We start from the raw sequence: 22372 nt of genomic DNA, 5'->3' as shown, positions 1-22372 counted from the left end.
CGAGGGCTGCCACCCCATTTTACCGGGCGGCGGCCTCGCGATGGCGTGGGGGCGTACGGTGCGATAACCGCAGGCGATCCCGGCGGCTCAGAAGTAGCAAGCCATCGGACCTTGCGGGCCGGGGATCACCGTCACGGGGGTGTCGAAAATGGCGGTGAGCACCTCGTCCTTCATGATCTCGCTCGGGGTGCCCGCGTAGGCGACCGTGCCGTCCTTGAGCGCGCAGATCTGTGAGGCGTAGCGGGCTGCGAAGTTAATGTCGTGCAGGACGATCACGATCGTGCGTTCAAACTCGCGGGCGGCGCGCTCCAGCATGGTCATCATCTCGACGCTGCGCGCGATATCGAGGTTGTTGAGCGGTTCGTCCAGCAGCACGTAATCCGTCTCCTGGGCGAGTACCATGGCGACGTAGGCGCGCTGGCGCTGTCCCCCCGAGAGCTGATCCAGGTAGCGCCCCTGCAGGTCCTCCAGATCCAAAAAACCGATGTAGCGGTCGATGATGTCCTCGTCTTCGCCGGTCAGACGCCCGCGGGTATGAGGAAAACGCCCGAAGCCAACCAGCTGACGCACGGTTAGGCGGGAGATGAAGTGGTTTTCCTGGCGCAGGATCGACAGCGTACGCGCCAGCTCTGCCGACTTCGTCGTGGCCACGTTCAGGCCGCCGACCTCGATCACGCCTTCATCGATGCCGAGGAGACGACCGATCATCGTCAGGAGGGTCGATTTTCCCGCGCCATTGGGACCCACGAGCGCGGTGATTCCGCCGGCGGGGATGGTCAGGGAGATGGAGCCGATGCGAACCGATGGCGAGTACTGCTTGACGACGGAATCAATGGAGATCATAGGCGACCCTTCCGCAGGATTGTGATGATGAACGCGAGTCCGCCGACGAACTCGATGATGATGGACACGACGCCCTGCGTGTTGAACACGTGATTCATGAAGAAATACGCGCCGGATAGGATCGCGGCGCCCAGCGCGACGGACATCGCGAAAATGTAGCGGTGATCGTGCGTGCCAGAGAACTGGTAGGCGAGCGTTGCCACGAGGAATCCCAGGAACGTCATCGGACCCACGAGGGCCGTCGAGGTGGCCATGAGGATCGAGACCAACACGAGGACTGTGACCGACGTTCGACGGTGGTTCACCCCCAGATTGGTGGCCGTCTCGCGGCCCAGGGACAGCACCGACAGGTGGCGCGTCATGAGTACCAGGGCGGTCGCCGCGATCACGACGAGCGGCACCGCGATCGGGTAGTACTCCTTCTGGGCGTTGGCGATAGAACCAAAGAGGCGGGCGGTGAGCACGTCGAACTCGGAGGGGGTGAGCAGGCGCTGCATGAACGTTGACACCGACCCCAGGCCTGCTCCCAGCATGACGCCGATGAGCAGCATCGCGTGCATTGAGGCGCGCTGGGAGGTCAACAGCCACGAGTAGAGCACGAGCGTCAGGGCGACCATGAGGACCAGCTGACCGATGAAGTTCCCGACGGTGGCGGAGGCGTTGAGGCCGGCCACACCCAGGAAAAAGATCGTGGAGGTGTGGATCGCCCGGTACAGGGACTCAAAACCCAGGATCGAGGGGGTGATGATGCGATTGTTGGCCACCGTCTGGAAGGCGACGGTTGCCATCCCCTGGCACACGGCGACGATACTGATTGCCAGGACAGCGAACGCGCGCCTGCGTGCCAGGCGCCAAAAGACGGGGGTGCCGAATTGTGCGGGGTTCTTCCACGCGATCAGCCCGATGCACGCCAGGAGTGCGACGGCACACACGCAGCCGAAGATGAGCCACCAGCGTCTGGAGGCAGCGGGGGAGATGAACGCCCCGGTGCGCCGCTTGGGAGCAGCGGGAGAGACGGCGTCGGAGGGGACGGAGCAGGTGCTCACAGGGTGGCCCCCTTTCGCGCTTGGCGCAGGACGAGGCCGATAAAGACGAAGGCGCCCAGAATCCCCAGGATCACGGACACGGGCATCTCGAAGGGGGAGATGATGGTGCGCGCGAGCAGGTCAGTGACCGTCACCAGGGCGACGCCGGCGAGGCACACCCATGGGAGGTTCGTACGCAGGTTGTCGCCCATGGACATGGAGACGAGGTTGGGAACGATGAGCCCCAGGAATGGCAGCGAGCCGACGACAACCGATACGACTCCAGTCGCGATGGCCACGAGCCCCGTCGCGATCATCACCATGCGGTGGTAGTTGACACCCAGCGACACGGCGATGTCCTCGCCCAGGGAGACGGCGGTGAGTCGGTCCGCCATCACGAGGACGATAGCGACGACTGCGGCGACGACCCACAGGACCTCGTACTGGCCTTCGTAGACGGAAGTGAAGGATCCCTGGAACCACACGGAGACGCTTTGCAGCGTGTTGGTCTCCAGCGCCAGGAACGTTGAGATCGCGGAGACCACGGCGCCCAGCATCGTGCCCATGATGGGGACGAGCAGGGAGGAGCGCAGGGAGATGCGGCGAAGGAGGGCGAAGAAGATCATGGTGCCGACGAAGGCGAAGGCGATCGCCCATGTCATGCGCACCAGGATCGGTGCTCCCGGCCAGGCGATCATGATCGCGAGGAGGCCGAGGCCGGCCCATTCGGTTGTGCCCGTCGTGGAAGGCTCAGCGAAGCGGTTCTGGGTCACCAACTGCATCACAAGGCCGCTCATCGACATGGCGGCCCCCGAGAGGACGAGAGCGATTGTGCGGGGGACGCGCACGGCGAGAAATATCCGGGATCCGTCATCCCCTGAGAGAATGGAGTATTCGCCGGTGGCAAGCGACAGCAGGAGCAGGGCGAGGACCGCGAGCGCCGCGGCCGCGAGTGCGAGGGGGCGCCGTTGGAACGAAGCTGTGGTCGGCTCTCGCTTGAGGGCGCCGGGTGCGGGGGTGGGGGAGGAATGCGTCATAGGAGCTGGGGTGTGGGTGCCGCCCCCTTGAGGCGGCACCCACACTGACGTGTTAGCGGGTCACTTCTTCGCGTTTTCGAAGGAATCTGCGATCGAGTTGAAGATCTCCGTGTAGGTGATGATCGACTCGTTGGTGTAGGTGTCGTTCGGCGCGTACACGACCTGGTTCTTCTGTAGGGCGGTGACATTGCTCAGCACGGCGTTGCCCGAGATGACGGTCTCGGCGGGGGTGTTCGACCCGTCCTTGGTGATGGCTGCGTCGCGGTCCAGGACGAAGATCCAGGCGGGGTTGGCCTCGGCGATGGCCTCGACCGAGATGTCGTCGCCGGTGTGTGAGTCGGTCGCGCCCTCAACCTCAAGCGCGGGCTTCAGGCCCAGGATGTCGAAGATGGGCCCCCACGTGCGTCCCTTCGAGGGGGCGACGTAGCCGATGTTCCCGCCGGAAACGTCGACCGCCATGACGGTCGACGAGCCGTCGTAGGCCTTCTTAGCGCGCTCAATCGACGCGTTGAAGTCGTCAACCAGCTTCTGGGCCTCAGTCTGTTTGTTAAAGACCTTACCCAGGTCGGTGACCTGGCGGATGAGTTCTTCGTTGAAGGGGCGATCTTTGCGGGGCTCCAGGTTGATCATCGGAACGTCGGGAGCGAGCTCCTTGATCTGCGAATCGTATTTGGTGAAGCGCTGGCCCGAGATGATCAGATCGGGTTCGGCGGCGACCAGGGCCTCCAGGTTGGGGTCGCGGTGTAAGCCCACGTCGGCCACATCCTCGCCGTTAAAGGCGGTGATCGTGCTGGGGATCAGCTTCTTGGGCGCCGCGACGAGCGGCACCCCCCACTGCTGGAGGACCTCGAAGGTGCGGTTGTCCAGCGATGCCGCGCGGGTGACGGGCAGTTTGACCTCCACGTTACCGTCGTTTGATTCGATCGACACCGACGAGGCCTGGGTGGGCTCGGTTGACGCGGCGGCAGAAGGCTGAGTGTCGGAGGAGCAGGCGGCGAGGCCGAGGGCGGCGATGGTGGCAATGGTGGCCAGGGAAGTGGTCGTACGAGACATCAATTTCTCCGTAAGAACTGTGGAAAACTGCATTGAAGTTGGCAGATAGAAAGGTAGGTTTACCTAACTACAGGAAATAACCCTAGCGGTAGTTTTCTGGCGCGTCAGCATATGTGAACAGTCTTACCCAGTTGCCCCTCGATGCCGTCCGGGACGGGTCAGCCGACGAGTCCCTCGACCGCCTGGTCCAGCTCCGCGACCCAATCCGCTCCCGACGCATCCGAGGGCATGCGCCAATCCCCGCGCGGGGACAGGGAACCGCCCGCCATGACCTTCGGGCCGTTCGGAAGCGCGGAGCGCTTGAACTGCTGGGAGAAGAAGCGCCGCAGGAACAGGCGCTCCCACTTGACGATCTCGGCCAGTGAGTAGGCGGTCTTGTCGGCCTCGGGGAAGCCCGCCGGCCAGTCGCCCACGGACGCGTCCGACCACGCCTTTTCCGCCAGGAACGCGATCTTGGAGGGGCGAGCGCCGCGGCGCAGCACGTGGAACAGGGTGAAATCCTGGAGGTCATAGGGGCCGATTTTGTCCTGCGTGGACTGCATTTTTTCGCCCGGCCTGGCGGGCACCAGCTCCGGTGAGATCTCCGTGTCCAGGATCGACAGCAAAACGTCGCCGACCCGCTCATCGAATTGCTCCGAGGAGACGACCCAGCGGATCAGGTGCTGAATCATGGTCTTGGGGACGCCCGTGTTGACGGCGTAGTGGCTCATCTGGTCGCCCACGCCGTACGTGCACCAGCCCAGCGCCAGCTCGGATAGGTCGCCGGTGCCGAGCACGATGCCGCCCAGGTGGTTGGCCAGGCGGAACAGGTAGTCGGTGCGCAGGCCGGCCTGGACGTTCTCGAAGGTCACGTCGTACGTCGCCTTGCCCGCGGAGAACGGGTGGCCGATGTCGGCCAGCATCTGGGTCGCAGTCGGCGTGATGTCGATTTCCTGGAAGGAGGTGCCCAGGTATTCGCATAGCAGGGTCGCGTTCGTCTTCGTGCGCTCGGAAGTGGCGAAGCCGGGCAGCGTGTAGCACAGGATGTTTGTGCGCGGTTGTTCCAAAAGGTCCATCGCGCGGGCCGCGACCACCAGGGCGTGCGTCGAGTCCAGGCCACCCGACACGCCGATGATCACCTTCGGGCTGCCGATCGCGCGCAGACGCTGCACGAGGCCCGCGACCTGGATGTTGTAGGCCTCGTAGCAGTCCTGTTCGAGGCGCGCCGGATCGTCGGGCACGAACGGGAAGCGGTCGACCGGGCGCTGAAGCCCCAGGTCCTTGCGCGGCGGGTTGAGCGTGAAGTGGACGCGCTGCGGCGTCGCCCCCGACTCCTCGGCGAAGACGCGCGCGGCGTTGTCGGCGAAGACGCGCGCGGCGTTGTCGGCGAAGGAGTTCTGGCGTGTGCGCTCGGTGCGCAGGCGCTCCAGGTCCACGTCGGCCACGGTCGCGTGGGTGCCCGCCTGGAAGCGTTCGCCGACCGCCAGGGGTTCCCCGGCCTCGTAGATCAGGGTCTGGCCGTCCCAGGCCAGGTCAGTGCTGGATTCGCCGGGGCCCGCCGCGGTGTAGACGTAGGCCGTCGAGCAGCGCGCGGACGAAGAGCGCACGAGCAGCTCGCGGTCCGCGCCGCGTCCCACGGTGATCGGGGAGGCCGACAGGTTGGCCAGCACCGTCGCACCCGCGAGCGCCAGCTCGGCGCCGGGAGTGACGGGAACCCACATATCTTCGCAGATCTCGACGCCGACGGTCAGGCCGGGCACGTCGTCGGCGGCCAGCAGCACCTGTCCGAAGGGGATCCACGCGGTCGTGCCCGTAACCTCATCGATGCCGCCCCAGGGGACCTCGACCCGCTCGCACGCGCGTGGCGGCATCGTCACGAAGTGGCGCTTCTCGTAGAACTCGCGGTAGTTGGGCAGATAGGACTTCGGGATGATGGCCAGGGCGCGCCCGCGGTGGATGGCGACCGCGCAGTTGTACAGGGCGCTTCCCTTGCGCAGCGGCGCTCCGACGATGATGAGGGGCAGCAGGTTTGTGCTGGCCTTGACGATCGAGGCCAGGGCGTCCTCGGTGCGGTCCAGGAGTACGTCCTGCAGGAGCAGATCATCGATCGCGTAGCCGGAGACGCTTAGCTCGGGGAAGACAGCCAGCGCGACGCCGCGCTCGGATAGGTCGCGCGCGGCGTTGATGATCTCGCGCGCGTTCTCGGCGGGGCGGGCCGGGTGAACGGGCAGGGTCACGGCGGCGACGCGAGCGAAGCCCTGGTCGTAGAGGGAATGGAAGTTCATGGTTCTCCTTCGGTTGTGGCCCTATTGTTGCGCACTCGGTGGGGGAGCGCCCTTTTCCTGCGAGGCCGGGGCTGGGCTGGCCGGTCGGCGCAGGGGTGGATCCAAGACGAAGGCTGTTTCATCGACGCCGGGGGCCAGGCGGTACAGGGCAGCTGGGCGCCCGGCCCCCTCGCGGATCGTTTCCCCGGTCGCTTCGATAAAGGACGCGGTCTTGGTTGCCTTGCGGTGGAAGTTACGCGGGTCCAGGGGGGAACCCCAGATCGCTTCGTAGGTGGTGCGAAGCTGTGTGATTGTGAATTCGGGACCGCAAAACGACGTGGCCAGCGGGGAGTATTCGATCTTGGAGCGCGCCCGTTCGACGCCGTCGGCGAGGATGGCCGCGTGGTCAAAGGCGAGGGGCGAGGAGGGTGTCAGGAGCGCGTCGACGGGGTGCCAGAGCGCGCCGGAGGCGTCACCTCCCGCGCGCGCGGGGGAAAAGGAAGGGGCGAGGAGCAGGTAGGCGACCGAGAGGATGGGACCCCGGGGGTCTCGGCCCAGGGGGCCGTAGGAGCGCAGCTGTTCGAGGTGTCCGGGGGGAGCGATGCCGGTTTCCTCCGTGAGCTCGCGAGCGGCCGCCTGGTGGGTTTGCTCATCCTCGCGCACGAAGCCGCCCGGCAGGGCGAGGCGTCCTCGGTAGGGGTCGATGCCTCGCCTCACGACGAGACAGTGCAGCGCGTGGTCAATCACGGTCAGGGCGACGATATCGACCGTGATCGGGAACGTGAGCGGAGAGGTCATGGAGTCACCCTACCCTATTTACGTCGTTTTGACATTAAATACATGACGCATTATCGTCGATGTGACATAAACAAGTGGGATGCCACCCGAGCAAGGAGATCATCATGGGAACCCTCCATCACCACCCCTTCGTCATCCGCTACCAGGGCGGCGCCGGTGACCACGTCGTCCAGATCCGCGCCGGGCGTACCGTCCGATCCGGCGTCGGGCAGTCCTTTTGGCTGCGTGCTGGAAGGTGCGCGCTCGCGGAGGTCCCCACCGCGGACCGCGCCCACAGCTTCCTCGTCCAGACCCCCTCCGGCGACCAGCAGAACGTTAACGCGCAGGTGTCCATCACCTACCGGATCGAGGACCCCGAAGCCGCCGCCAGGCACTACGACTTCGGGCTCTATCCGCGCGATGCCTCCACCGATGCACAGGGCCTGTGGCAGATCGACGAACTGGTCACCCGGCTCGCCTGCTCCGCTCTGGCCTTAGCAATCGGGACGATGCCTTTGTCCGAGGCCATCTCCGGCTCGCTCAACAAGGTCGGCGCCGCCCTCGCCCTCGCTTTTGAGCGCGACGATCAGCTGCGCGCCACCGGCGTCGCCGTCGTCGACGCGCGCCTGATGTCCCTGCGCCCCGACGAAGGCGTCGAATCCTCCCTGCGTGCCCCGCTCCTCGAACAACTCCAGGCCGAGGCCGACCGCGCCCTGTACGAGCGCCGGGCCCTCGCGGTCGAGCGTGAGTCCCAGATTTCGGAAAATGAGCTGCAATCCAAGCTCGACCTGGCGCGCAAGCGCGCCGACCTGGTCGACCAGGAGGGGCATAACAGTCGGCGTGAGGCCGAGGAAAAGGCGGCCGCAGACGCCATCTCCGTCGAAGCGGAGGCGCGGCGTATCGAGACCCTGGCCAAGGCCAACGAGGACGACTGGAAGCGCGTCGGCGGTGCGAAGATCGCCAACGAAGCGGCCTACGTCCGCGCCCTGGCCGAAGCCGGACCCGACGTGGTGCGCGCATTCGCCCTGAAGGAAATGGCCCACAACATGCCCTCCATCGGGTCGTTGACCATCACCCCCGACATGCTCACCGACGTCCTCTCCGCCTTCACCGGCGCCGCCAAGCGGGGGGAGTAGCATGCGCCCCCGAGCGGTCATCGTTCACCGCCCCACCGAGTACGACGAGCTCATGGACCGCTACTCCACGCGCGGCCAGGTCGAGTTCATCCTGCGCTCGCGCGGGCGCACCCTCGAATCCGTTTCGCGTGCTCATGAGTCGCACGCGAGCGCCCTGGCCCGCGTGCGGGCGGGGATCCCGCAGGGGTGGGCCAGCGCCGACGTGGAACGCGACTCCCTGAGCCGCTTCCTCTTCGCGCCCGAGGATGTCATCGTTGTTGTCGGACCGGATGGGTTGGTTGCCAACGTCGCCAAGTACCTCAGCGGCCAGGTCGTGGTCGGGGTCAATTCCGTGCCCGAATCGAACGCCGGCGTGCTCGTGCGCTGTACGCCCGATCAGGGGGTGGCTGCCTGTCGCCGCCTCGACGAGGAGGGGCGGCTGAGCGTCGACCGTCTGACGACGGTGAGTGCGACGGTCGATGATTCGCGGTCGCTGACCGCCCTCAACGAGGTCTTCATCGGGCACCGAAGCCACCAGAGCGCCCGATACGAGCTGGCCCTCGGCTCTCGCGTGGAGCGCCAGTCCTCCTCCGGGCTCGTCGTTAGCACGGGGACCGGGGCAACCGGCTGGGGTGCCTCCCTCAGGCGCGGCCGCAACATGGGGGAATTGCCAGGACCGACCTCCCGGTCGCTGGCGTGGTTCGTGCGCGAAGCCTGGCCTTCGCCCCACACGGGCATCGAGTGCACGGAGGGGATCTTGGGGGAGGGGGAGGAGCTGAGCCTCACTGTTGCCTCCGAATCCCTGGTGCTCTTTGGTGACGGCATGGAGGCGGACCGGCTCGTCCTCACCTGGGGGCAGGCGGTGCGGGTCTGCCGCGCGCCGCGCGCCCTGGCGCTCGTCGATCCGGCGGGCCTGGGGTAGGGGTGATCCCTTTCCAGTCAGATTTTGCTCGTAATGCGAGGGGCTCCAGCGGCCCGCGAGGGACACAGCTCGTCTGTCTGTGTACCATTGGGGTTGGTAACGGGGCGATTGCTCAGAGTGCCACATCGAAGACCCACGCCCTTGCGGCGTGGGTTTCCGTCTATCTAGCCGAAGGGGGTCAGATGCTGGTTGCTTATCTTGACGAAGTTGCCGAGGCGGGAGCGTTTGTCAGTAAGACACATAAGAACTACAATGGATCGTCGGCTTTCGGCTACGCTGGCTTCGTAATCTCGAGTGATCAGGTGCGAGTAATATCGCAGTGCTTTACTGAGAAGAAACGGAGGCTCTTCGCCCACCTGATCCCGCCGAATGCGACGGCAGGGACCTGGGAGAGGAAGAGCCAGATTAAGCCCCGAGGAGAGGGCGCGGATGGAAGCGGTGAAGGCTGGAATGCTCGCGGTGGCGCGCGCAAGCGGGCGATGACGCAGTGCCCTACCTGCTTGCGGATAGACTGCGAGCATGCGGATGGGCAACTAAGCTATCCGCGCGTGCGCCGGCGAGGCCGTGCGACAGGACCTTACGTGGAGACCACGCCATCTGCGCGCAGGGCCTCCATCACGCGGTCGAAGATGCGGGCAACCGGGTCTCGGATGATCAGGTCGGCGTGTGCGTCGGCGGAAGTGGGGGTGGCGTTCATGAGCACCAGGTGGTCGCCGGAGAAGTAGTTGATGAGGCCGGCGGCCGGGTAGACCACGAGCGACGTGCCCGCCACGATCAGCAGCGACGCCCGCGAAATGGCGGCGACAGCGCCCTCGATGACGCCCGGGTCCAGGGCCTCTCCGTACATGACGATGTCCGGGCGCATCTGTGCGCCGCACGAGGGGCAGGCGGGCACGGGATCAGTGTCGGTGCGGACCGCCTCGCCCAGCGGCAGGACATCCCCGCACCCGGTGCACACGAGGCGCTCCCAGTTGCCGTGCAACTCCCACACGGCGTGCGACCCCGCCTTTTGGTGCAGGCCGTCGATGTTCTGGGTGACGACCGCGTCCACGCACCCGGCTGCCTCGAGCGAGGCCAGCGCAGCGTGCGCGCCATTGGGCTCCACCGGCCGGTGCACCTCGTTAAACCACTGCCAGTACGCCTCGGGGTGGCGGGCGAAGAAGTCGATGCTCAGGACCTGCTCGAGCGGAATCTCGCGCTCCTGAAAGTAAAAGCCGTTCGCGCCCCGAAAGTCCGGGATGCCCGACTCGGTTGACACCCCCGCGCCGCCGAAAAACACGGTGGACGGGGAGGTCGCTATCCAATCGGCCAGCGTGGATACGTTGCCGGGCATGAGAACCTCCTTGCCTCTGCTACCCACCCAGGATACGCGCCGGGCCGGGGCTCCACGCGGGAACCCCGGGCCCGGGCACTGGAACAATCAGGCGAAAGTGAGGGCCTGACGGGCGATCGCCAGCTCCTGGCGAGAGCCTCTGTGTGCCGGGAAATGTCATCTGTTGCTCAGGATGACGGTCTAATCTGGCTGGGAGCACTCGCGCGAGCGTGCACCAGTTGGAGGCGCTGCAGATTCTCGGGAGACATGCCAGTGAGTGTGTCGAAAAGGGGCCTAGCTCTATCGAGAATCTTGCTGTTGTGGATGTTATCGATACTGCGCATATGAAAGTGGAGTGTTGATTCGTATGTGAAATCGCCGCGAAGATAACTGAAAAAGATCTCCGCCACCCATTTGTAGGAGCTGTTACGAATCAGCTGGTAATCGCATGCGCGGCCTATGAGGGCCGCGATCCAATCAGCGCACTGGATGTTCGTGGAGAGTTCTGAGTCGATATATGCAGGGGCTTCGAGGATACGACGCATCTCCTGGTGTGCTCTGATACGACTGTAGATGTGGGCGTAGCTGCGTCGAACTTGCTGGTAGCGTTCATTTTCGTTGACCACATATCCTGAAAGAGTAGGATGTTTTGATCCTCGTGCTCGGCATACGTGCAGAGTCGGTTGATTGCCTCGCTGAGGCACTCAAGAGTTCTTTCTTCCCTCTTGGCTTCCCAGCTGTGCCCAGTGTCTCGCCCCCACACCTGTCCGGGCGAGCCGATAGGTTTTTCTCGGACGAAGTAGAAGAGCTTACCGCCATACTTGCTTGATATCCTCGCAAGGAGTGAGCAGAGCTCAATCACTTCCTGCCGACCTGCGCGTCCCATTGCATGTTTGCTCAGCAGATCGGACCCCTTGCGTTCCCATGTAGGGGTGTATGTGCCTTCTATGCCCTGTCCTTCTCTGCAAAGGAGTGAGTGGAATCGCTGTTTGGTTGTCGCAACATCGCGAGACAAGGCATGGACATACTGTTCTGGAACGACGAAACCCGCATAGCCAAAGACCGGGGACATCTTGAATCTCCTGTGGTCCTTTGAAACGAATGCGCCGGCCTCTCCGACCTCGTCAATGTAGGCGATGAGCATGCTCCTCCTCACTGAGATAGACGCAAAGACCCACGCCGCAACATGTGCGCGCGTGGGTCCGCGGATTGGCACTCTGCGAGGACTTGCTCGCCGTTACCGGTACCGACCGTACTCCTGCCCGATCAGATAGTCAATGCAGACGCGGGATACGCGCCGGGCCCGGGGCTCCACGCGGGAACCCCGGGCCCGGGCACTGGAACAATCAGGCGAAAGTGAGCGCCTGACGGGCGATCGCCAGCTCCTCGTTGGTCGGGAAGACGATCAGCGTCACCGAGGAATCCGGCGTCGAGATGACACGCGGATCACCGCTGTGAACCTTGTTCGCCTCACCGTCGATCTTGACGCCGAAGGGGGCGAGCGCCTCGGCCAGTTCGCGGCGAATTTCAGCGTCGTTCTCGCCAATGCCGGCCGTGAAGGTGATGGCGTCCAGGCCGCCCAGCTCGGCCGTGTAGGAACCCACGTACTTCAGCAGACGGTTAACGTAGACGTCCATCGCGGTACGAGCGCGCTTCTGGGCCACGGGATCGTCGTCGTTGCGGATCATCGCCCGCACGCTGCGCATGTCGGATTCACCGGTCATACCCTTGAAGCCGGACTTCTTGTTAAACAGGGTGTCAACCTCGTCGACGCTCATGCCGGCGACGCGCTGCAGGTGGAACACCGCGGCCGGGTCAATGTCGCCCGTGCGGGTCCCCATCATGAGGCCCTCGAGAGGGGTCAAACCCATGGACGTGTCGATCGGTCGGCCGCCCTTCACGGCAGAAACGGAGGCGCCGTTGCCCAGGTGCATGACGATCTGCTTGAGGTCTGTCCGCCCCAGCATCCGAGAGACTTCCTGGGACACGAACTGGTGGGAGGTGCCGTGGGCGCCGTAGCGGCGCACCGAATACTTTTCGGCGGTCTCGGACTCGAGGGCGTACAGCGCGGACTTGTCGGGCAATCCCTGGAAGAACGCGGTGTCGAAGACGGCGACGTGCGGGACGTCGGGCATGAGCTTGCGCGCCACGTCGATGCCCTTGAGGTGGGCCGGATTGTGCAGGGGCGCCAGCGGGCACAGCTGCTCGATCAGGTCACGAACCTCGTCGGTGATCAGCGCCGGGCCATCGAAGTAGCGGCCGCCCTGAACGATGCGGTGGCCGACGGCGACGATGCCCGCCTCGGCCAGGGTCGGGCCCTCCGTGTCGAAGAGGCGCAGGACCTCACGCATGCCGACGGTGTGGTCGGGCACGGGAATCTCTTCCTCGGTCACGGCATCGCCGTGGACGTGCTTGATGAGACCCATAGCGTCGCCGATGCGCTCGACGATGCCCTTGGCGATAGCGTCACCCGTTTCGGGGTCGACGAGCTGGTACTTGATGGAGGAAGAACCAGAGTTAATGACGAGGACGGAGGATGCGGACACGGGTTCGCCTTTCGCGAGAGGTAGGTGAAAGTAAAGAATGAGGCCGGGGCCCGGTTACACGTCAATAGTAACCGGACCCCGAGACGATAGTCCCGTTTAGCCCTGCGCCTGGACGGCGGTCAGGGCAACGGTGTTGACGATGTCTTCGACGAGGGCGCCGCGGGACAGGTCGTTGACGGGCTTATTCAGGCCCTGCAGGACCGGGCCGACGGCGACGGCTCCGGCGGAACGCTGGACGGCCTTGTAACCGATGTTTCCGGCTTCCAAGGAGGGGAAGATAAAGACGGTGGCCTTTCCGGCGACCTCGGAACCGGGCAGCTTCTTAGAGGCGACGGCCGCATCGACGGCCGCATCGAACTGGATGGGGCCTTCGATGGCCAGCTCGGGGGCCTTCTCGCGTGCCAGTCGCGTGGCCTCAACGACGGCGTCCACGTCCGGGCCGGACCCGGAGGTGCCGGTCGAGTAGGACAGCATTGCGACGCGGGGGGTGACGCCGAACTGAGCGGCGGTGCGCGCGCTGGTGACGGCAATGTCGGCCAGCTGCTCGGGCGTGGGGTTGGGGTTGACAGCGCAGTCGCCGAACGCCCACACGCGGTCCTTCATGGCCATGAGGAAGATAGAGGAGACGACGGAGACGCCGGGGGCGGTTTTGATGATCTGGAAGGAGGGGACGATGGTGTGGGCGGTGGTGTGGGCCGCGCCGGAGACCATGCCGTCGGCGTCGCCCATGTGGACCATCATCGTGCCGAAGTAGGACACGTCGGCAACCTTGTCGCGCGCCTGCTCCAGGGTGATGCCCTTCTTGGCGCGCAGGCGCGCGAACTCTTCCGCGTAGCGCTCGCGGTACGCGGGGTCGTCAACGCTCACCACCCGGGCGGCGCGAAGGTCGAGGCCGAGTTCGCCCGCTCGCTTGGCGACATAGTCGGCGTCCCCGACGAAAGTGATGTCGGCGATGCCGCTGGCGAGGACCTGGGCCGCTGCCCGCAGGACGCGGTCATCGTCGGGTTCGGGCAAGACGATGCGCTTACGGTCGGCGCGCGCGCGTTCGATGAGGTTGGCCTGGAAGGCGATGGGCGTGACGGCGGTGGGCCGGGGGCAATCGCGCAGGTGCGCGGCGGCCTCGTCGGACAGGGGCAGCGCAAAGACGGGGAGGTCGCCGTCAATGTCGGGGGCACCACCGGTCAGGACGACGGCCACGACGCTGGCGGACGCGGCCTCGGCGCGGCTGCGGGCGGCGGCGATCTCTTCGGCCAGCAGCTGGGGGCTGGCACCCTCGGCGTCGAAGGCGAGGATGACGCCGGCGCGCGTGGAGGCGGCGACGGCGAGGTTCCAGGACACGTGGTCGAACGAGCGGTTCGAGCCCTCGCGCGCGGGGGTGATCAGTGTGTCGTCGCCGACCGCGCGGATGGCTTCGACCGCCGCGGGTAGGGCGATGGCGGGGTGCAGGGCGGCATCGCTGGCGGTCGTTCCAGCCAGGGCGTCAACGCGAGTGCCGACTGTAAGGACGCGGGCCAGCTCTTCCGTGGCGAGGGCGGCAGCCTCCGACGAACCGGGGGCGACGACGATGAAACGGGACACTCGAATGCTCCTTCAATGCGAGAAATAAAACGTGGTCGCAGGGACCTTCGTCTCTATCCTAAACCCGCTCGCGTCCTTTTCGTGTCCGTCCCGTGGAACAGGACAGCGGCCTGGCACGTGGGTACGGTGCGTGCATGGCGGCCTGGATGCGGGCACTCGTGCGCTAGGGTAGTGGGCGTGAAGAATGAGGATGGGAGTGTGCGCGCCCGACTGGGCGCGTGGCTTGGCTGCGCCCTGAGTGCGGGGGGCGTCCTCGGTGTCATCGCATTGGCGGCGACGGATCACCGTCATCGGGCGGTCATGCTGCTAGTAGCGGTGCTGGTCGGCATGGGTGGGCTGCGCCTGTGGACGCCCGGGCGCCCATGGTTTGCCTCGCGGGGGCGCCTGGTCGACGCGCTCGTGTACGCGATTCTGGCCGCGGCCATCTGGTATCTGTCTCCCTACGTGTCGACGATGGCAGTGCACTGACGCGCGGAAACGTTGATTCTGTGTCGGATCGGTGATCTGTCCTGCGATCATCTTAAAACGCGGCCTGCACGTCCCTGCGATCCGGTGGGCGGGCTCTGTCTTCACGCTCGGCAACGAGATGGTTGCCGCCCCGGGGATCCACGCGGTGTGTGTCGGCGGTAATTGGCAACCGCGCGTATCGCCGGTGCTGCCCGGGAGTGAGCCCCTGGTGCGCGGATGCGGTGTGACGTAGAATTGATGACGATAGGCCCCCCGGGCCGCCACGGCCCGCTCCGTCAATGAAAGATGGCAGAAACATGAGCACAGTCCGTATCGGTGTCCTCACGTCGGGCGGCGACGCCCAGGGAATGAACGCGGCCGTTCGCGGCGTCGTACGCACGGCGCTGGCCAGGGGCGCACAGCCCTACGCGATCCTTGAGGGGTGGCAGGGCGCCTGCGACGGCGGCGATTCCATTAAAAGGATGGAATGGTCGGATGTGTCCTCTATCCTCGCCGAGGGAGGCACGGTCATCGGCACGGCCCGCAGCGCCAGCTTCCGCACGTACGAGGGGCGCCACCGCGCGGCCGCGAACCTTCTCGAGCACGGGATCGATCACCTGGTCGTGATCGGTGGCGACGGCTCCTTGTCGGGCACAGACGAGTTCCGCAGCGAATGGGGCCAGCACGTGAGCGAGCTGGCCGCCGAAGGCGTTATCTCGCAGGAGCAGGCTCTCGCCCACCCGGACCTCATCGTCGTTGGGCTGGTGGGGTCGATCGATAACGACATGGTGGGCACGGACATGACGATCGGCGCGGACACCGCGCTGCACCGCATCCTGGACGCGATCGATCAGCTGACCAGCACGGCGGCCTCGCATCAGCGGACGTTCGTCGTCGAGGTGATGGGCCGCCACTGCGGCTACCTGCCGCTCATGGCGGCCGTCGCGGGCGGCGCTGACTACGTGTTCACCCCGGAGGACCCGGCGGGCCCGGGCTGGCAGGACGACCTGGCGGAGCACCTGCGCCTGGGTCGCGAGGCCGGGCGACGCGAATCGATTGTCCTGGTGGCTGAGGGGGCGCGCGACCGCGACGGGAACGAACTGTCGACCCAGCTGATCGCCGACACGATCAAGGAGCGCACGGGTGAGGACGCCCGCGTGACCATCCTGGGGCACGTGCAGCGCGGCGGCACACCATCCGCCTACGACCGGTGGATGTCGACCCTGCTCGGCTACGCGGCTGTCCAGGAAATCCTGCAGCGCACGGGCGAGGACGAGCCCATCATCCTGGGGGTGCGCCACAACCGTATTACCCGAATCCCCCTCATGAAGGCGGTTCGCGACACGCGCGCCGTAAAGGATCTGATCGCCGCCGGCGACTACGCGGCTGCCCAGGCTTCGCGGGGCACGTCCTTCTCGTCGATGGTCGGCATCAACCAGGTGTTGTCCACGCCCCCGCAGCTCACTCCCGAGCCCACGGGAGAAACGAAGCGCGTCGCGGTCCTGCATGCCGGAGGATTGGCACCCGGCATGAACACGGCGGCGCGCGTGGCTGTGCGCCTCGGTATTGCGCGCGGCTGGACAATGCTGGGTGTTGACGGATCGTGGAGCGGCCTCGCGGATGATCGGGTGCGTACTCTGAGCTGGTCGGACGTCGAAGGCTGGGCCTTCAAGGGCGGTGCCGAGCTGGGCACGAAGCGAGACGTGCCCCCGGTTGAGCAGTACTACGCGCTGGGTCGCGCCATTGAGCGCAACTCCATCGACGCGCTTCTCGTGATCGGCGGCCTGAACGCCTACCTGGGTGTCCACGCGATCACCTCGGAAAAGGACCGCTACCCGGCGTTCCAGATCCCCATGCTCTTGATCCCTGCGTCGATCGATAACAACCTGCCGGGCTGCGAGCTCGCGATCGGCACGGACACGGCGATTAACAACGCGACGTGGGCTGTCGACCGTATCAAGGAGAGCGCGGCCGCGTCCAAGCGCTGCTTTATCGCCGAGACGATGGGCCGACGCTGCGGCTACTTGACCCTGATGAGCGCGCTGTCGACGGGCGCGGAGTACATGTACATGAACGAGGACAGCCCCGCCCTCGAGCAGATCGCCGCGGACGCCAAGCGGATGGTGAGCTCTTTCAAGTCGGGTCGTCGCCTCTTCCTGACGCTCGTCAACGAGTCCGCGTCCCAGTACTATGACCGCGAGTTCCTGGCCGACGTGTTTAACGCGGAGTCCGAGGGGATCTACGACGTGCGCCACATGGCGCTGGGCCACCTGCAGCAGGGCGGCTCGCCCTCGCCCTACGATCGCCTGCTGGCCACCCGCCTGGTGAGCCACGCGTTCGTGCAGCTCGTGGATCAGTTCGAGCGCGGGGACCGGGGCGCCTACTACATCGGACAGGTCGGCAACGCCACCGAGGCCCGACCCGTGAAGAACATGTTCGACGACCTGGATATCTCTAACCGTCGCCCCTTCGTCCAGTGGTGGCGCGACATGGTTCCCGTCCAGCGCATCGTGTCCCTGCAGAACCCGGGGATTGAGGCGTTGCCGATCCACATCGACGATCCGGCGGAGTGAGGCTCCTGGACATCCCCATCGCCGGGCCGTGGTTCTCCGCGGGGCCACGGCCCGGCGATTCGGGGCGGGGAAACGGGGGTGACCGCCGGGCTATCCCCCGCTAAAATGGGTGGGAACCTACCTCGACTGTCAGGAGACCCCATGAGTGATATCCCCGTGATCGACCCGACGATGACCCCCGCGTGGGACACGCTCGACCAGCTGGCCGACAACTTCGATCCCGATCTGCGCAAGCTGTTCGCGGATGACCCCACGCGCACCCAGACGTTTACCTTCGACGCGGCTGATCTTCGCGTTGACCTGTCGAAGAATCTCGTGTGCCCCACGCTGGTGGGGCACCTTCTGGCGCTCGCAGAGCAGACGGGTGTCACCGATTTGCGCGACCGCATGTTTGCGGGCGAGCACATCAACGTCACGGAGGACCGGGCTGTCTTGCACACCGCGCTGCGCCGCCCCGCCTCGGATTCCCTGACCGTCGACGGCCAGGATGCGGTCGCGGACGTCCATGCCGAGCTGGATAAGATCTATGCTTTCGCGCGCCGCGTGCGCAGCGGGGAGTGGAAGGGCGTGACGGGAAAGCCCGTGACGACCGTCGTTAACGTCGGCATCGGCGGGTCGGATCTGGGTCCCGTCATGGCGTATGAGGCCCTCAAGCCCTACGTGCAGGCCGGCCTGGAGTGCCGCTTCATCTCTAACATCGATCCGACCGACGCGGGGGAGACCACGAAGGATCTGGATCCCGAGACGACCCTCGTGATCGTCGCGTCCAAGACCTTCACCACCCTGGAGACCATCACCAACGCGAAGGTGGTGCGCTCCTGGCTGCTGGACGCGCTGCGCGAGCGCGGCATCGTCACCGATGATGCCTCCGAGAAGGAAGCGATCGCCAAGCACTTCGTGGCCGTGTCCACCGCCCTGGATAAGGTCGCGGACTTCGGCATCGACCCGCGCAACGCCTTCGGCTTCTGGAGCTGGGTGGGCGGGCGCTACTCCGTGGATTCCGCGGTGGGTACCTCCCTGGCCATCGCGATCGGCCCCGATGGCTTCTCCGACTTCCTCGCAGGCTTCCACGCGATGGATCGTCACTTCGTTGAGGCCGCACCCGAGAAGAACGTGCCCCTGCTCATGGGCCTGCTCAACGTGTGGTATTCCAACTTCCTGGGGGCCGACACGCACGCGGTCCTGCCCTACTCCCAGTACCTGCACCGCTTCCCCGCATACCTGCAGCAGCTGACCATGGAGTCCAACGGCAAGTCCGTGCGCCGCGACGGCAGCCCCGTCACCTACGAGACCGGCGAGGTCTTTTGGGGTGAGCCCGGCACGAACGGCCAGCACGCCTTCTATCAGCTGATTCACCAGGGCACCCGCATGGTTCCCGCCGACTTCATCGCTTTCGCGAACCCGACCTGGGCGCTGGGTGACGGAGACGCGGACATGCACGAGCTGTTCCTGTCGAACTTCTTTGCACAGACGAAGGCCCTGGCCTTTGGCAAAACCAGCGAGGAGGTGCGCGCGGAGGGCACCCCCGAAGCCGTCGTTTCTGCCCGCGTGTTCACGGGAAATAGGCCCACGACCTCGATCATGGCGCCCGCCTTGACCCCTTCGGTGTTGGGGCAGCTGATCGCCCTGTACGAGCACGTCACCTTCGTGGAGGGCGCCGTGTGGGGCATCGATTCCTTCGACCAGTGGGGCGTTGAGCTGGGCAAGGTCCTGGCCAAGCAGATCATGCCCGCGATCGAGGGGGACACCGGGGCTCTGGACTCGCAGGACGCCTCCACGCGCGCGCTCATCGAGTACTACCGCGCTCACCGCACGAAGTAGTCTTCTCAAGCACGAGGAGGGGGCCGCGCCCGAAGGCGCGGCCCCCTCTATTCCTATCGCGGGGTCCGTCTGCGCCAGTGGCCGACGAGGCCGACGGTGAGGGCGGGAGCCCACAGGAGCAGCATCGGGGCGTAGGCTGCGACCAGGATGGCCAGTTGCCAGTGGTTCATTCCGTCGGCCGGTGTCCGCCCCTCGGTCAGGCCCAGCCACACGGCGCCGAACCTGATCGCCAGGGTGCCGTTGATGTAGTAGAGCAGGGCGTTGCCGGTCCCGCCGACCACGAGGGGGAGGAGCCGGGGGATCTCGCGCCCGCCGAGGCGCGGCACCCAGCGGGGCACCCGCTCGCCCCAGGGACGGATGAGCCCGAGGCACGAGGCGCCGGCGAGCACCTGGATGGCCTCGAGACCCAGGACGTAGGCGGTGGCCGTGGCGCTGGACCTGAAGAAGTCTGCTTGGGAAAAACCGAGGTCCACGCCGGAGAGCATCGCGAGCCTCCACGCCACGGGCAGGAGGGCGCAGATGAAGGCCGTCCAGCAGGCGATGCGCGCCCAGCGTCCGGGCGCTGGGCCGCGCTCCGTCCGAGAACTCATGCCCTCAAGACTAAAGGGCGGTGGCTGCCGGTTCAAGGACCGGACGGAAGGCGCGTTGACCTGGATTGGGTGGGGGGCGGCGGTGTCCGCCCCCCACCCGGACCTCACTCCCAGCGGAAGAAGCGCGCCGCCGCGGCGGCGCAGACGGCACCGAAGCCCACCAGGACCACAGCGGCTGCCCAGTGATGTCCCCACCCCTCGCCTGCCCACAGGCCCTGCGTGAGGTAGGTGAGCTGCGTCATCGGCGAGTACTTTGCGACCGAGAGGATCTTGGGCGGCAGCATCGCCAGGGGTACCGCAGCCCCGGAGGTGAAGATCAGCGGATACATGAGGAGGTTGCCCAGTCCCTGGGCTGCGCCCACGTTGCGGAATCGTCCGGCGATCAGGTAGCCCGGCGCCAAGAAGGCGGCCAGCCCCAGCATCGTCGCGACCAGGGACGACACGAAGGACCCGGCCGAGGCGGGCTTCACCCCGAAGCCGAGGATCGCGATCGCGTACATGGCGGCGAAGGACACCAGGCCCAGGGCCATCCGGGAAACGACGTCGGCGGCCAGGTAGAGGGCAGGGTTCAGCGGGGTGGCGCAAAAGCGCCGCAGGACGCCCGCGCCTCGCTGGGTCACCAGGTCTACGGGGACGATGATGAGCGCGGTGATCGCGATGACGATTCCGGGGAACGCCGTGAAGTTCGCTTCGAGGAACCCTTTGCCGCCGAACTCGGGCACGGGGGTGTTGCCGAAGATGAGGCCCATGCACCCGATGAAGGCGGGGGCGAAGAGAACCGCGAAGATGACGGTGATTGGCTCGCGGAGCACGCGCATCGCGGTGACGCGGCACAGTTGGATGAAGGTGCGCATGGCTCATGCCTCCTGACGCATGTCGCGGCCGGTGAGGGAGAGGAACACGTCCTCCAGGCCGGGGGAGCTGGTGTGAATGTCGGCCACGGCGGTGCCGGTGGCCTCGATGGCTGAGACGGCTGCCTGGGGGATGCCGGTGTCCGCCCATAGCATCGACACGGAGGTTCCGGCGATCACCACGTCGCTGACGCCCTCGATGCCGTCAAGCACGCTGGGCTCGATCGTGCGGGAGGTGCGCAGCTGGACCTTGGTTCCTTTCCCGAGGGAGCCGATGAGGCCCGGGACTGTGTCGAGTGCGATGAGGCGCCCGTGGTCGATGACGGCGACGCGGTCGCACAGGGCCTCGGCCTCTTCCATGTAGTGGGTGGTCATGACCACGGTGGCCCCGCCCTGGCGGATGGAGCGCACCACGTCCCACATGGCCAGGCGCGCCTGGGGATCGAGCGCCGTGGTCAGCTCGTCGAGGAAGACCAGTTCGGGCGTGCCCAGCAGGGCGAGCGCGATGAAGACCCTCTGGCGCTGACCGCCGGAGAGCTTATCCACGTAGGAGCGTCCCTTGGCGGCGATGCCGAGCTCCTGGAGCAGGGCGGAGGGGTCGGCGGGGTTGGAGTACATGGAGGCGAAGAGCGCCATCGCTTCGTTGACGGTGATCTTGGGCGGCAGGGCAGCGGTCTGCAGCTGGACGCCGATGCGTTCGCGCCACTGCTTGGTCGGGTGGGCCGGGTCCTCCCCGAGGACTTTGATGGTGCCGCTCGTGGGAACGCGCAGGCCCTCCAGGCATTCCATGAAGGTGGTCTTTCCTGCGCCGTTGGGGCCGATGATCCCAAAGATCTCGCCGGGGGAGACCTCCAGTGACACGCCATCCACGGCGGTGAGGCTGCCGTAGCACTTAGTGACATCCGCTGCGCTAATAGCTGGGGTGGTCATTTCTACTCCTGGTGGTGCAGTGGGGTGGTGGTGGGTCTACGAGGCGGGGGACTTATCTGCGTATCCGGTGTCCTCCCCGGGAGCGGTGTCCGCTCCCGGAGTGGGCGCCGCGGGGGTGGCGCCGCCTGCCTTTGTTGGTGTTGCTGCCGCCCCGCCCGCCTGGGGGGTATCGGGTGTTGCGTCTTGCGCCTCGGGAGTGTTCGGGGGTGGGGGGACTTTGCCGCCTGCCATGGTGTGGCGCACGAGGGCTGCGATGGGGTTGGTGTCGGCGTGCTGGGCGAGCAGCAGGGACAGGGGGATCAGGGCGAGGCCTTGGGCGGGGTCGGTGAGTACGACCAGCTGGTCGCCGGGCTCCAGACTCAGGGACTTGCGTGCCTGCGCGGGAATGGAGATCTGTCCTCGCGTGCCCACGGTGACGGTTCCGAAGAAGCCGCGCCCGCCGGGGCCGATGTGTGCGGGGTTTCGTGGTGCCATAGTTGTCAGCCTCTCTGCTAAATCCGATATAACATGCAAAACATATATATATGTATTATGTGCCTCTTTGAGTGCGCTTACGCCCGGATCAATATGTGATCTGTCCCTCATCTTGTGTCCGGCTTGTGGGCGTGGTGCCGCTGTGGGCGCACAGATGCATCCGCGGGAGGCGGCCAGTTGGCGTTTCTGACACGCGAGGAATCCCGTGTCGCATGCGAAACGCCTCGGGGCGGGT

20 protein-coding genes are annotated in these 22372 nt (G+C 66.0%); 5 read left to right on the top strand and 15 right to left on the bottom strand.

Annotation, left to right across the window (positions count from 1 at the left end):
- Nucleotides 1–87 precede the first annotated feature (87 nt).
- The 6 genes from BLT68_RS05620 to BLT68_RS05595 all read right to left on the bottom strand — a co-directional run bounded on the left by BLT68_RS05620 (nucleotide 88) and on the right by BLT68_RS05595 (nucleotide 6999).
- Nucleotides 88–843 carry an iron ABC transporter ATP-binding protein gene (locus BLT68_RS05620; RefSeq protein ID WP_050694353.1) on the bottom strand — a complete coding sequence of 252 codons (756 nt, stop codon included), beginning with the start codon at nucleotides 841–843 and terminating at the stop codon, nucleotides 88–90.
- Nucleotides 840–1889 (bottom strand): iron chelate uptake ABC transporter family permease subunit, encoded by a 1050-nt coding sequence (locus tag BLT68_RS05615; RefSeq protein ID WP_050694354.1) that lies wholly within the window; start codon nucleotides 1887–1889, stop codon nucleotides 840–842. The genes BLT68_RS05620 and BLT68_RS05615 overlap by 4 nt, the downstream gene beginning before the upstream one ends.
- Nucleotides 1886–2905: an iron chelate uptake ABC transporter family permease subunit gene (locus BLT68_RS05610; protein WP_050694355.1), complete on the bottom strand. Its 1020-nt coding sequence runs from the start codon at nucleotides 2903–2905 to the stop codon at nucleotides 1886–1888. Before BLT68_RS05610 ends, BLT68_RS05615 begins: the two co-directional genes overlap by 4 nt.
- 60 nt (nucleotides 2906–2965) lie before the next feature.
- Nucleotides 2966–3958, bottom strand: a complete 993-nt coding sequence (locus tag BLT68_RS05605) for a siderophore ABC transporter substrate-binding protein (protein ID WP_050694356.1) — start codon at nucleotides 3956–3958, stop codon at nucleotides 2966–2968.
- 158 nt (nucleotides 3959–4116) lie between these two features.
- A complete protein-coding gene (locus BLT68_RS05600; protein ID WP_074633253.1) occupies nucleotides 4117–6222 on the bottom strand; it encodes an NAD(+) synthase in 2106 nt (701 codons plus the stop codon).
- Nucleotides 6223–6243: 21 nt separating this feature from the next.
- Nucleotides 6244–6999, bottom strand: coding sequence for an NUDIX hydrolase (locus BLT68_RS05595; protein WP_050694358.1), 756 nt, complete (start codon nucleotides 6997–6999; stop codon nucleotides 6244–6246).
- Nucleotides 7000–7103: 104 nt separating this feature from the next.
- Here BLT68_RS05595 and BLT68_RS05590 point away from each other — a divergent pair, with 104 nt between their 5' ends.
- Both BLT68_RS05590 and BLT68_RS05585 read left to right on the top strand, forming a co-directional pair.
- Nucleotides 7104–8114 (top strand): SPFH domain-containing protein, encoded by a 1011-nt coding sequence (locus BLT68_RS05590; RefSeq protein WP_074633252.1) that lies wholly within the window; start codon nucleotides 7104–7106, stop codon nucleotides 8112–8114.
- A gap of 1 nt (nucleotide 8115) precedes the next feature.
- The gene (locus BLT68_RS05585) at nucleotides 8116–9015 is read left to right on the top strand and encodes a diacylglycerol kinase catalytic domain-containing protein (protein WP_050694360.1); all 900 of its coding nucleotides are present in this window, start codon (nucleotides 8116–8118) and stop codon (nucleotides 9013–9015) included.
- Between the two features lie 577 nt (nucleotides 9016–9592).
- On the opposite strand, the gene BLT68_RS05580 is transcribed toward BLT68_RS05585, so the two are convergent.
- From BLT68_RS05580 to pta, 5 genes are all read right to left on the bottom strand, one after another.
- Nucleotides 9593–10348, bottom strand: coding sequence for an NAD-dependent protein deacylase (locus BLT68_RS05580; RefSeq protein ID WP_050694361.1), 756 nt, complete (start codon nucleotides 10346–10348; stop codon nucleotides 9593–9595).
- A gap of 167 nt (nucleotides 10349–10515) precedes the next feature.
- Nucleotides 10516–10872 (bottom strand): hypothetical protein, encoded by a 357-nt coding sequence (locus tag BLT68_RS09535; protein WP_408641281.1) that lies wholly within the window; start codon nucleotides 10870–10872, stop codon nucleotides 10516–10518.
- Entirely contained in the window at nucleotides 10785–11471 is a 687-nt protein-coding gene (locus BLT68_RS05575) for a DUF3800 domain-containing protein (RefSeq protein ID WP_232618710.1), read from the bottom strand. The genes BLT68_RS09535 and BLT68_RS05575 overlap by 88 nt, the downstream gene beginning before the upstream one ends.
- Before the next feature lie 202 nt (nucleotides 11472–11673).
- Nucleotides 11674–12873 (bottom strand): acetate/propionate family kinase, encoded by a 1200-nt coding sequence (locus tag BLT68_RS05570; RefSeq protein ID WP_074633250.1) that lies wholly within the window; start codon nucleotides 12871–12873, stop codon nucleotides 11674–11676.
- Between the two features lie 96 nt (nucleotides 12874–12969).
- Nucleotides 12970–14451: a phosphate acetyltransferase gene (gene pta / locus BLT68_RS05565; RefSeq protein ID WP_050694363.1), complete on the bottom strand. Its 1482-nt coding sequence runs from the start codon at nucleotides 14449–14451 to the stop codon at nucleotides 12970–12972.
- Between the two features lie 198 nt (nucleotides 14452–14649).
- On the opposite strand from pta, the gene BLT68_RS05560 reads away from it, so the two are divergent.
- The 3 genes from BLT68_RS05560 (at nucleotide 14650) to pgi (ending at nucleotide 19292) form a co-directional block, all read left to right on the top strand.
- A complete protein-coding gene (locus tag BLT68_RS05560; protein WP_050694364.1) occupies nucleotides 14650–14919 on the top strand; it encodes a hypothetical protein in 270 nt (89 codons plus the stop codon).
- 296 nt (nucleotides 14920–15215) lie between these two features.
- Nucleotides 15216–17471: a 6-phosphofructokinase gene (locus tag BLT68_RS05555; protein ID WP_050694365.1), complete on the top strand. Its 2256-nt coding sequence runs from the start codon at nucleotides 15216–15218 to the stop codon at nucleotides 17469–17471.
- Nucleotides 17472–17612: 141 nt separating this feature from the next.
- Nucleotides 17613–19292, top strand: coding sequence for a glucose-6-phosphate isomerase (gene pgi / locus BLT68_RS05550; RefSeq protein ID WP_050694366.1), 1680 nt, complete (start codon nucleotides 17613–17615; stop codon nucleotides 19290–19292).
- A 53-nt stretch (nucleotides 19293–19345) separates the two neighbouring features.
- Here pgi and BLT68_RS05545 read toward each other — a convergent pair whose 3' ends face one another.
- The 4 genes from BLT68_RS05545 to BLT68_RS05530 form a co-directional block, all read right to left on the bottom strand.
- On the bottom strand, nucleotides 19346–19882 hold the full coding sequence (locus tag BLT68_RS05545) for a hypothetical protein (protein ID WP_082175810.1): 537 nt from the start codon (nucleotides 19880–19882) through the stop codon (nucleotides 19346–19348).
- A 104-nt stretch (nucleotides 19883–19986) separates the two neighbouring features.
- A complete protein-coding gene (locus tag BLT68_RS05540; protein WP_050694367.1) occupies nucleotides 19987–20736 on the bottom strand; it encodes an ABC transporter permease in 750 nt (249 codons plus the stop codon).
- A gap of 3 nt (nucleotides 20737–20739) precedes the next feature.
- On the bottom strand, nucleotides 20740–21663 hold the full coding sequence (locus BLT68_RS05535) for an ABC transporter ATP-binding protein (protein WP_050694368.1): 924 nt from the start codon (nucleotides 21661–21663) through the stop codon (nucleotides 20740–20742).
- Nucleotides 21664–21699: 36 nt separating this feature from the next.
- Complete coding sequence (locus tag BLT68_RS05530) at nucleotides 21700–22137, bottom strand: AbrB/MazE/SpoVT family DNA-binding domain-containing protein (RefSeq protein WP_050694369.1); 438 nt, start codon at nucleotides 22135–22137, stop codon at nucleotides 21700–21702.
- Nucleotides 22138–22372 lie beyond the last annotated feature (235 nt).

The organism is Schaalia meyeri, from assembly GCF_900105015.1.
Lineage (GTDB): Bacteria > Actinomycetota > Actinomycetes > Actinomycetales > Actinomycetaceae > Pauljensenia > Pauljensenia meyeri.
The sequence above is the reverse complement of the archived record's forward strand: the minus strand, read 5'-3'. Positions and strand labels throughout refer to the sequence as shown.

Bases quoted from the DNA above. Each gene is read 5' to 3' on its own strand.
- BLT68_RS05595 (WP_050694358.1), bottom strand. From the start codon at position 6,999: ATGACCTCTCCGCTCACGTTCCCGATCACGGTCGATATCGTCGCCCTG.
- BLT68_RS09535 (WP_408641281.1), bottom strand. From the start codon at position 10,872: ATGCGTCGTATCCTCGAAGCCCCTGCATATATCGACTCAGAACTCTCC.
- BLT68_RS05585 (WP_050694360.1), top strand. From the start codon at position 8,116: ATGCGCCCCCGAGCGGTCATCGTTCACCGCCCCACCGAGTACGACGAG.
- pgi (WP_050694366.1), top strand. From the start codon at position 17,613: ATGAGTGATATCCCCGTGATCGACCCGACGATGACCCCCGCGTGGGAC.
- BLT68_RS05590 (WP_074633252.1), top strand. From the start codon at position 7,104: ATGGGAACCCTCCATCACCACCCCTTCGTCATCCGCTACCAGGGCGGC.
- BLT68_RS05605 (WP_050694356.1), bottom strand. From the start codon at position 3,958: ATGTCTCGTACGACCACTTCCCTGGCCACCATTGCCACCATCGCCGCC.
- BLT68_RS05545 (WP_082175810.1), bottom strand. From the start codon at position 19,882: ATGAGTTCTCGGACGGAGCGCGGCCCAGCGCCCGGACGCTGGGCGCGC.
- BLT68_RS05620 (WP_050694353.1), bottom strand. From the start codon at position 843: ATGATCTCCATTGATTCCGTCGTCAAGCAGTACTCGCCATCGGTTCGC.
- BLT68_RS05610 (WP_050694355.1), bottom strand. From the start codon at position 2,905: ATGACGCATTCCTCCCCCACCCCCGCACCCGGCGCCCTCAAGCGAGAG.
- BLT68_RS05540 (WP_050694367.1), bottom strand. From the start codon at position 20,736: ATGCGCACCTTCATCCAACTGTGCCGCGTCACCGCGATGCGCGTGCTC.
- BLT68_RS05535 (WP_050694368.1), bottom strand. From the start codon at position 21,663: ATGACCACCCCAGCTATTAGCGCAGCGGATGTCACTAAGTGCTACGGC.
- BLT68_RS05575 (WP_232618710.1), bottom strand. From the start codon at position 11,471: ATGCTCATCGCCTACATTGACGAGGTCGGAGAGGCCGGCGCATTCGTT.
- BLT68_RS05530 (WP_050694369.1), bottom strand. From the start codon at position 22,137: ATGGCACCACGAAACCCCGCACACATCGGCCCCGGCGGGCGCGGCTTC.
- BLT68_RS05580 (WP_050694361.1), bottom strand. From the start codon at position 10,348: ATGCCCGGCAACGTATCCACGCTGGCCGATTGGATAGCGACCTCCCCG.
- BLT68_RS05600 (WP_074633253.1), bottom strand. From the start codon at position 6,222: ATGAACTTCCATTCCCTCTACGACCAGGGCTTCGCTCGCGTCGCCGCC.
- BLT68_RS05555 (WP_050694365.1), top strand. From the start codon at position 15,216: ATGAGCACAGTCCGTATCGGTGTCCTCACGTCGGGCGGCGACGCCCAG.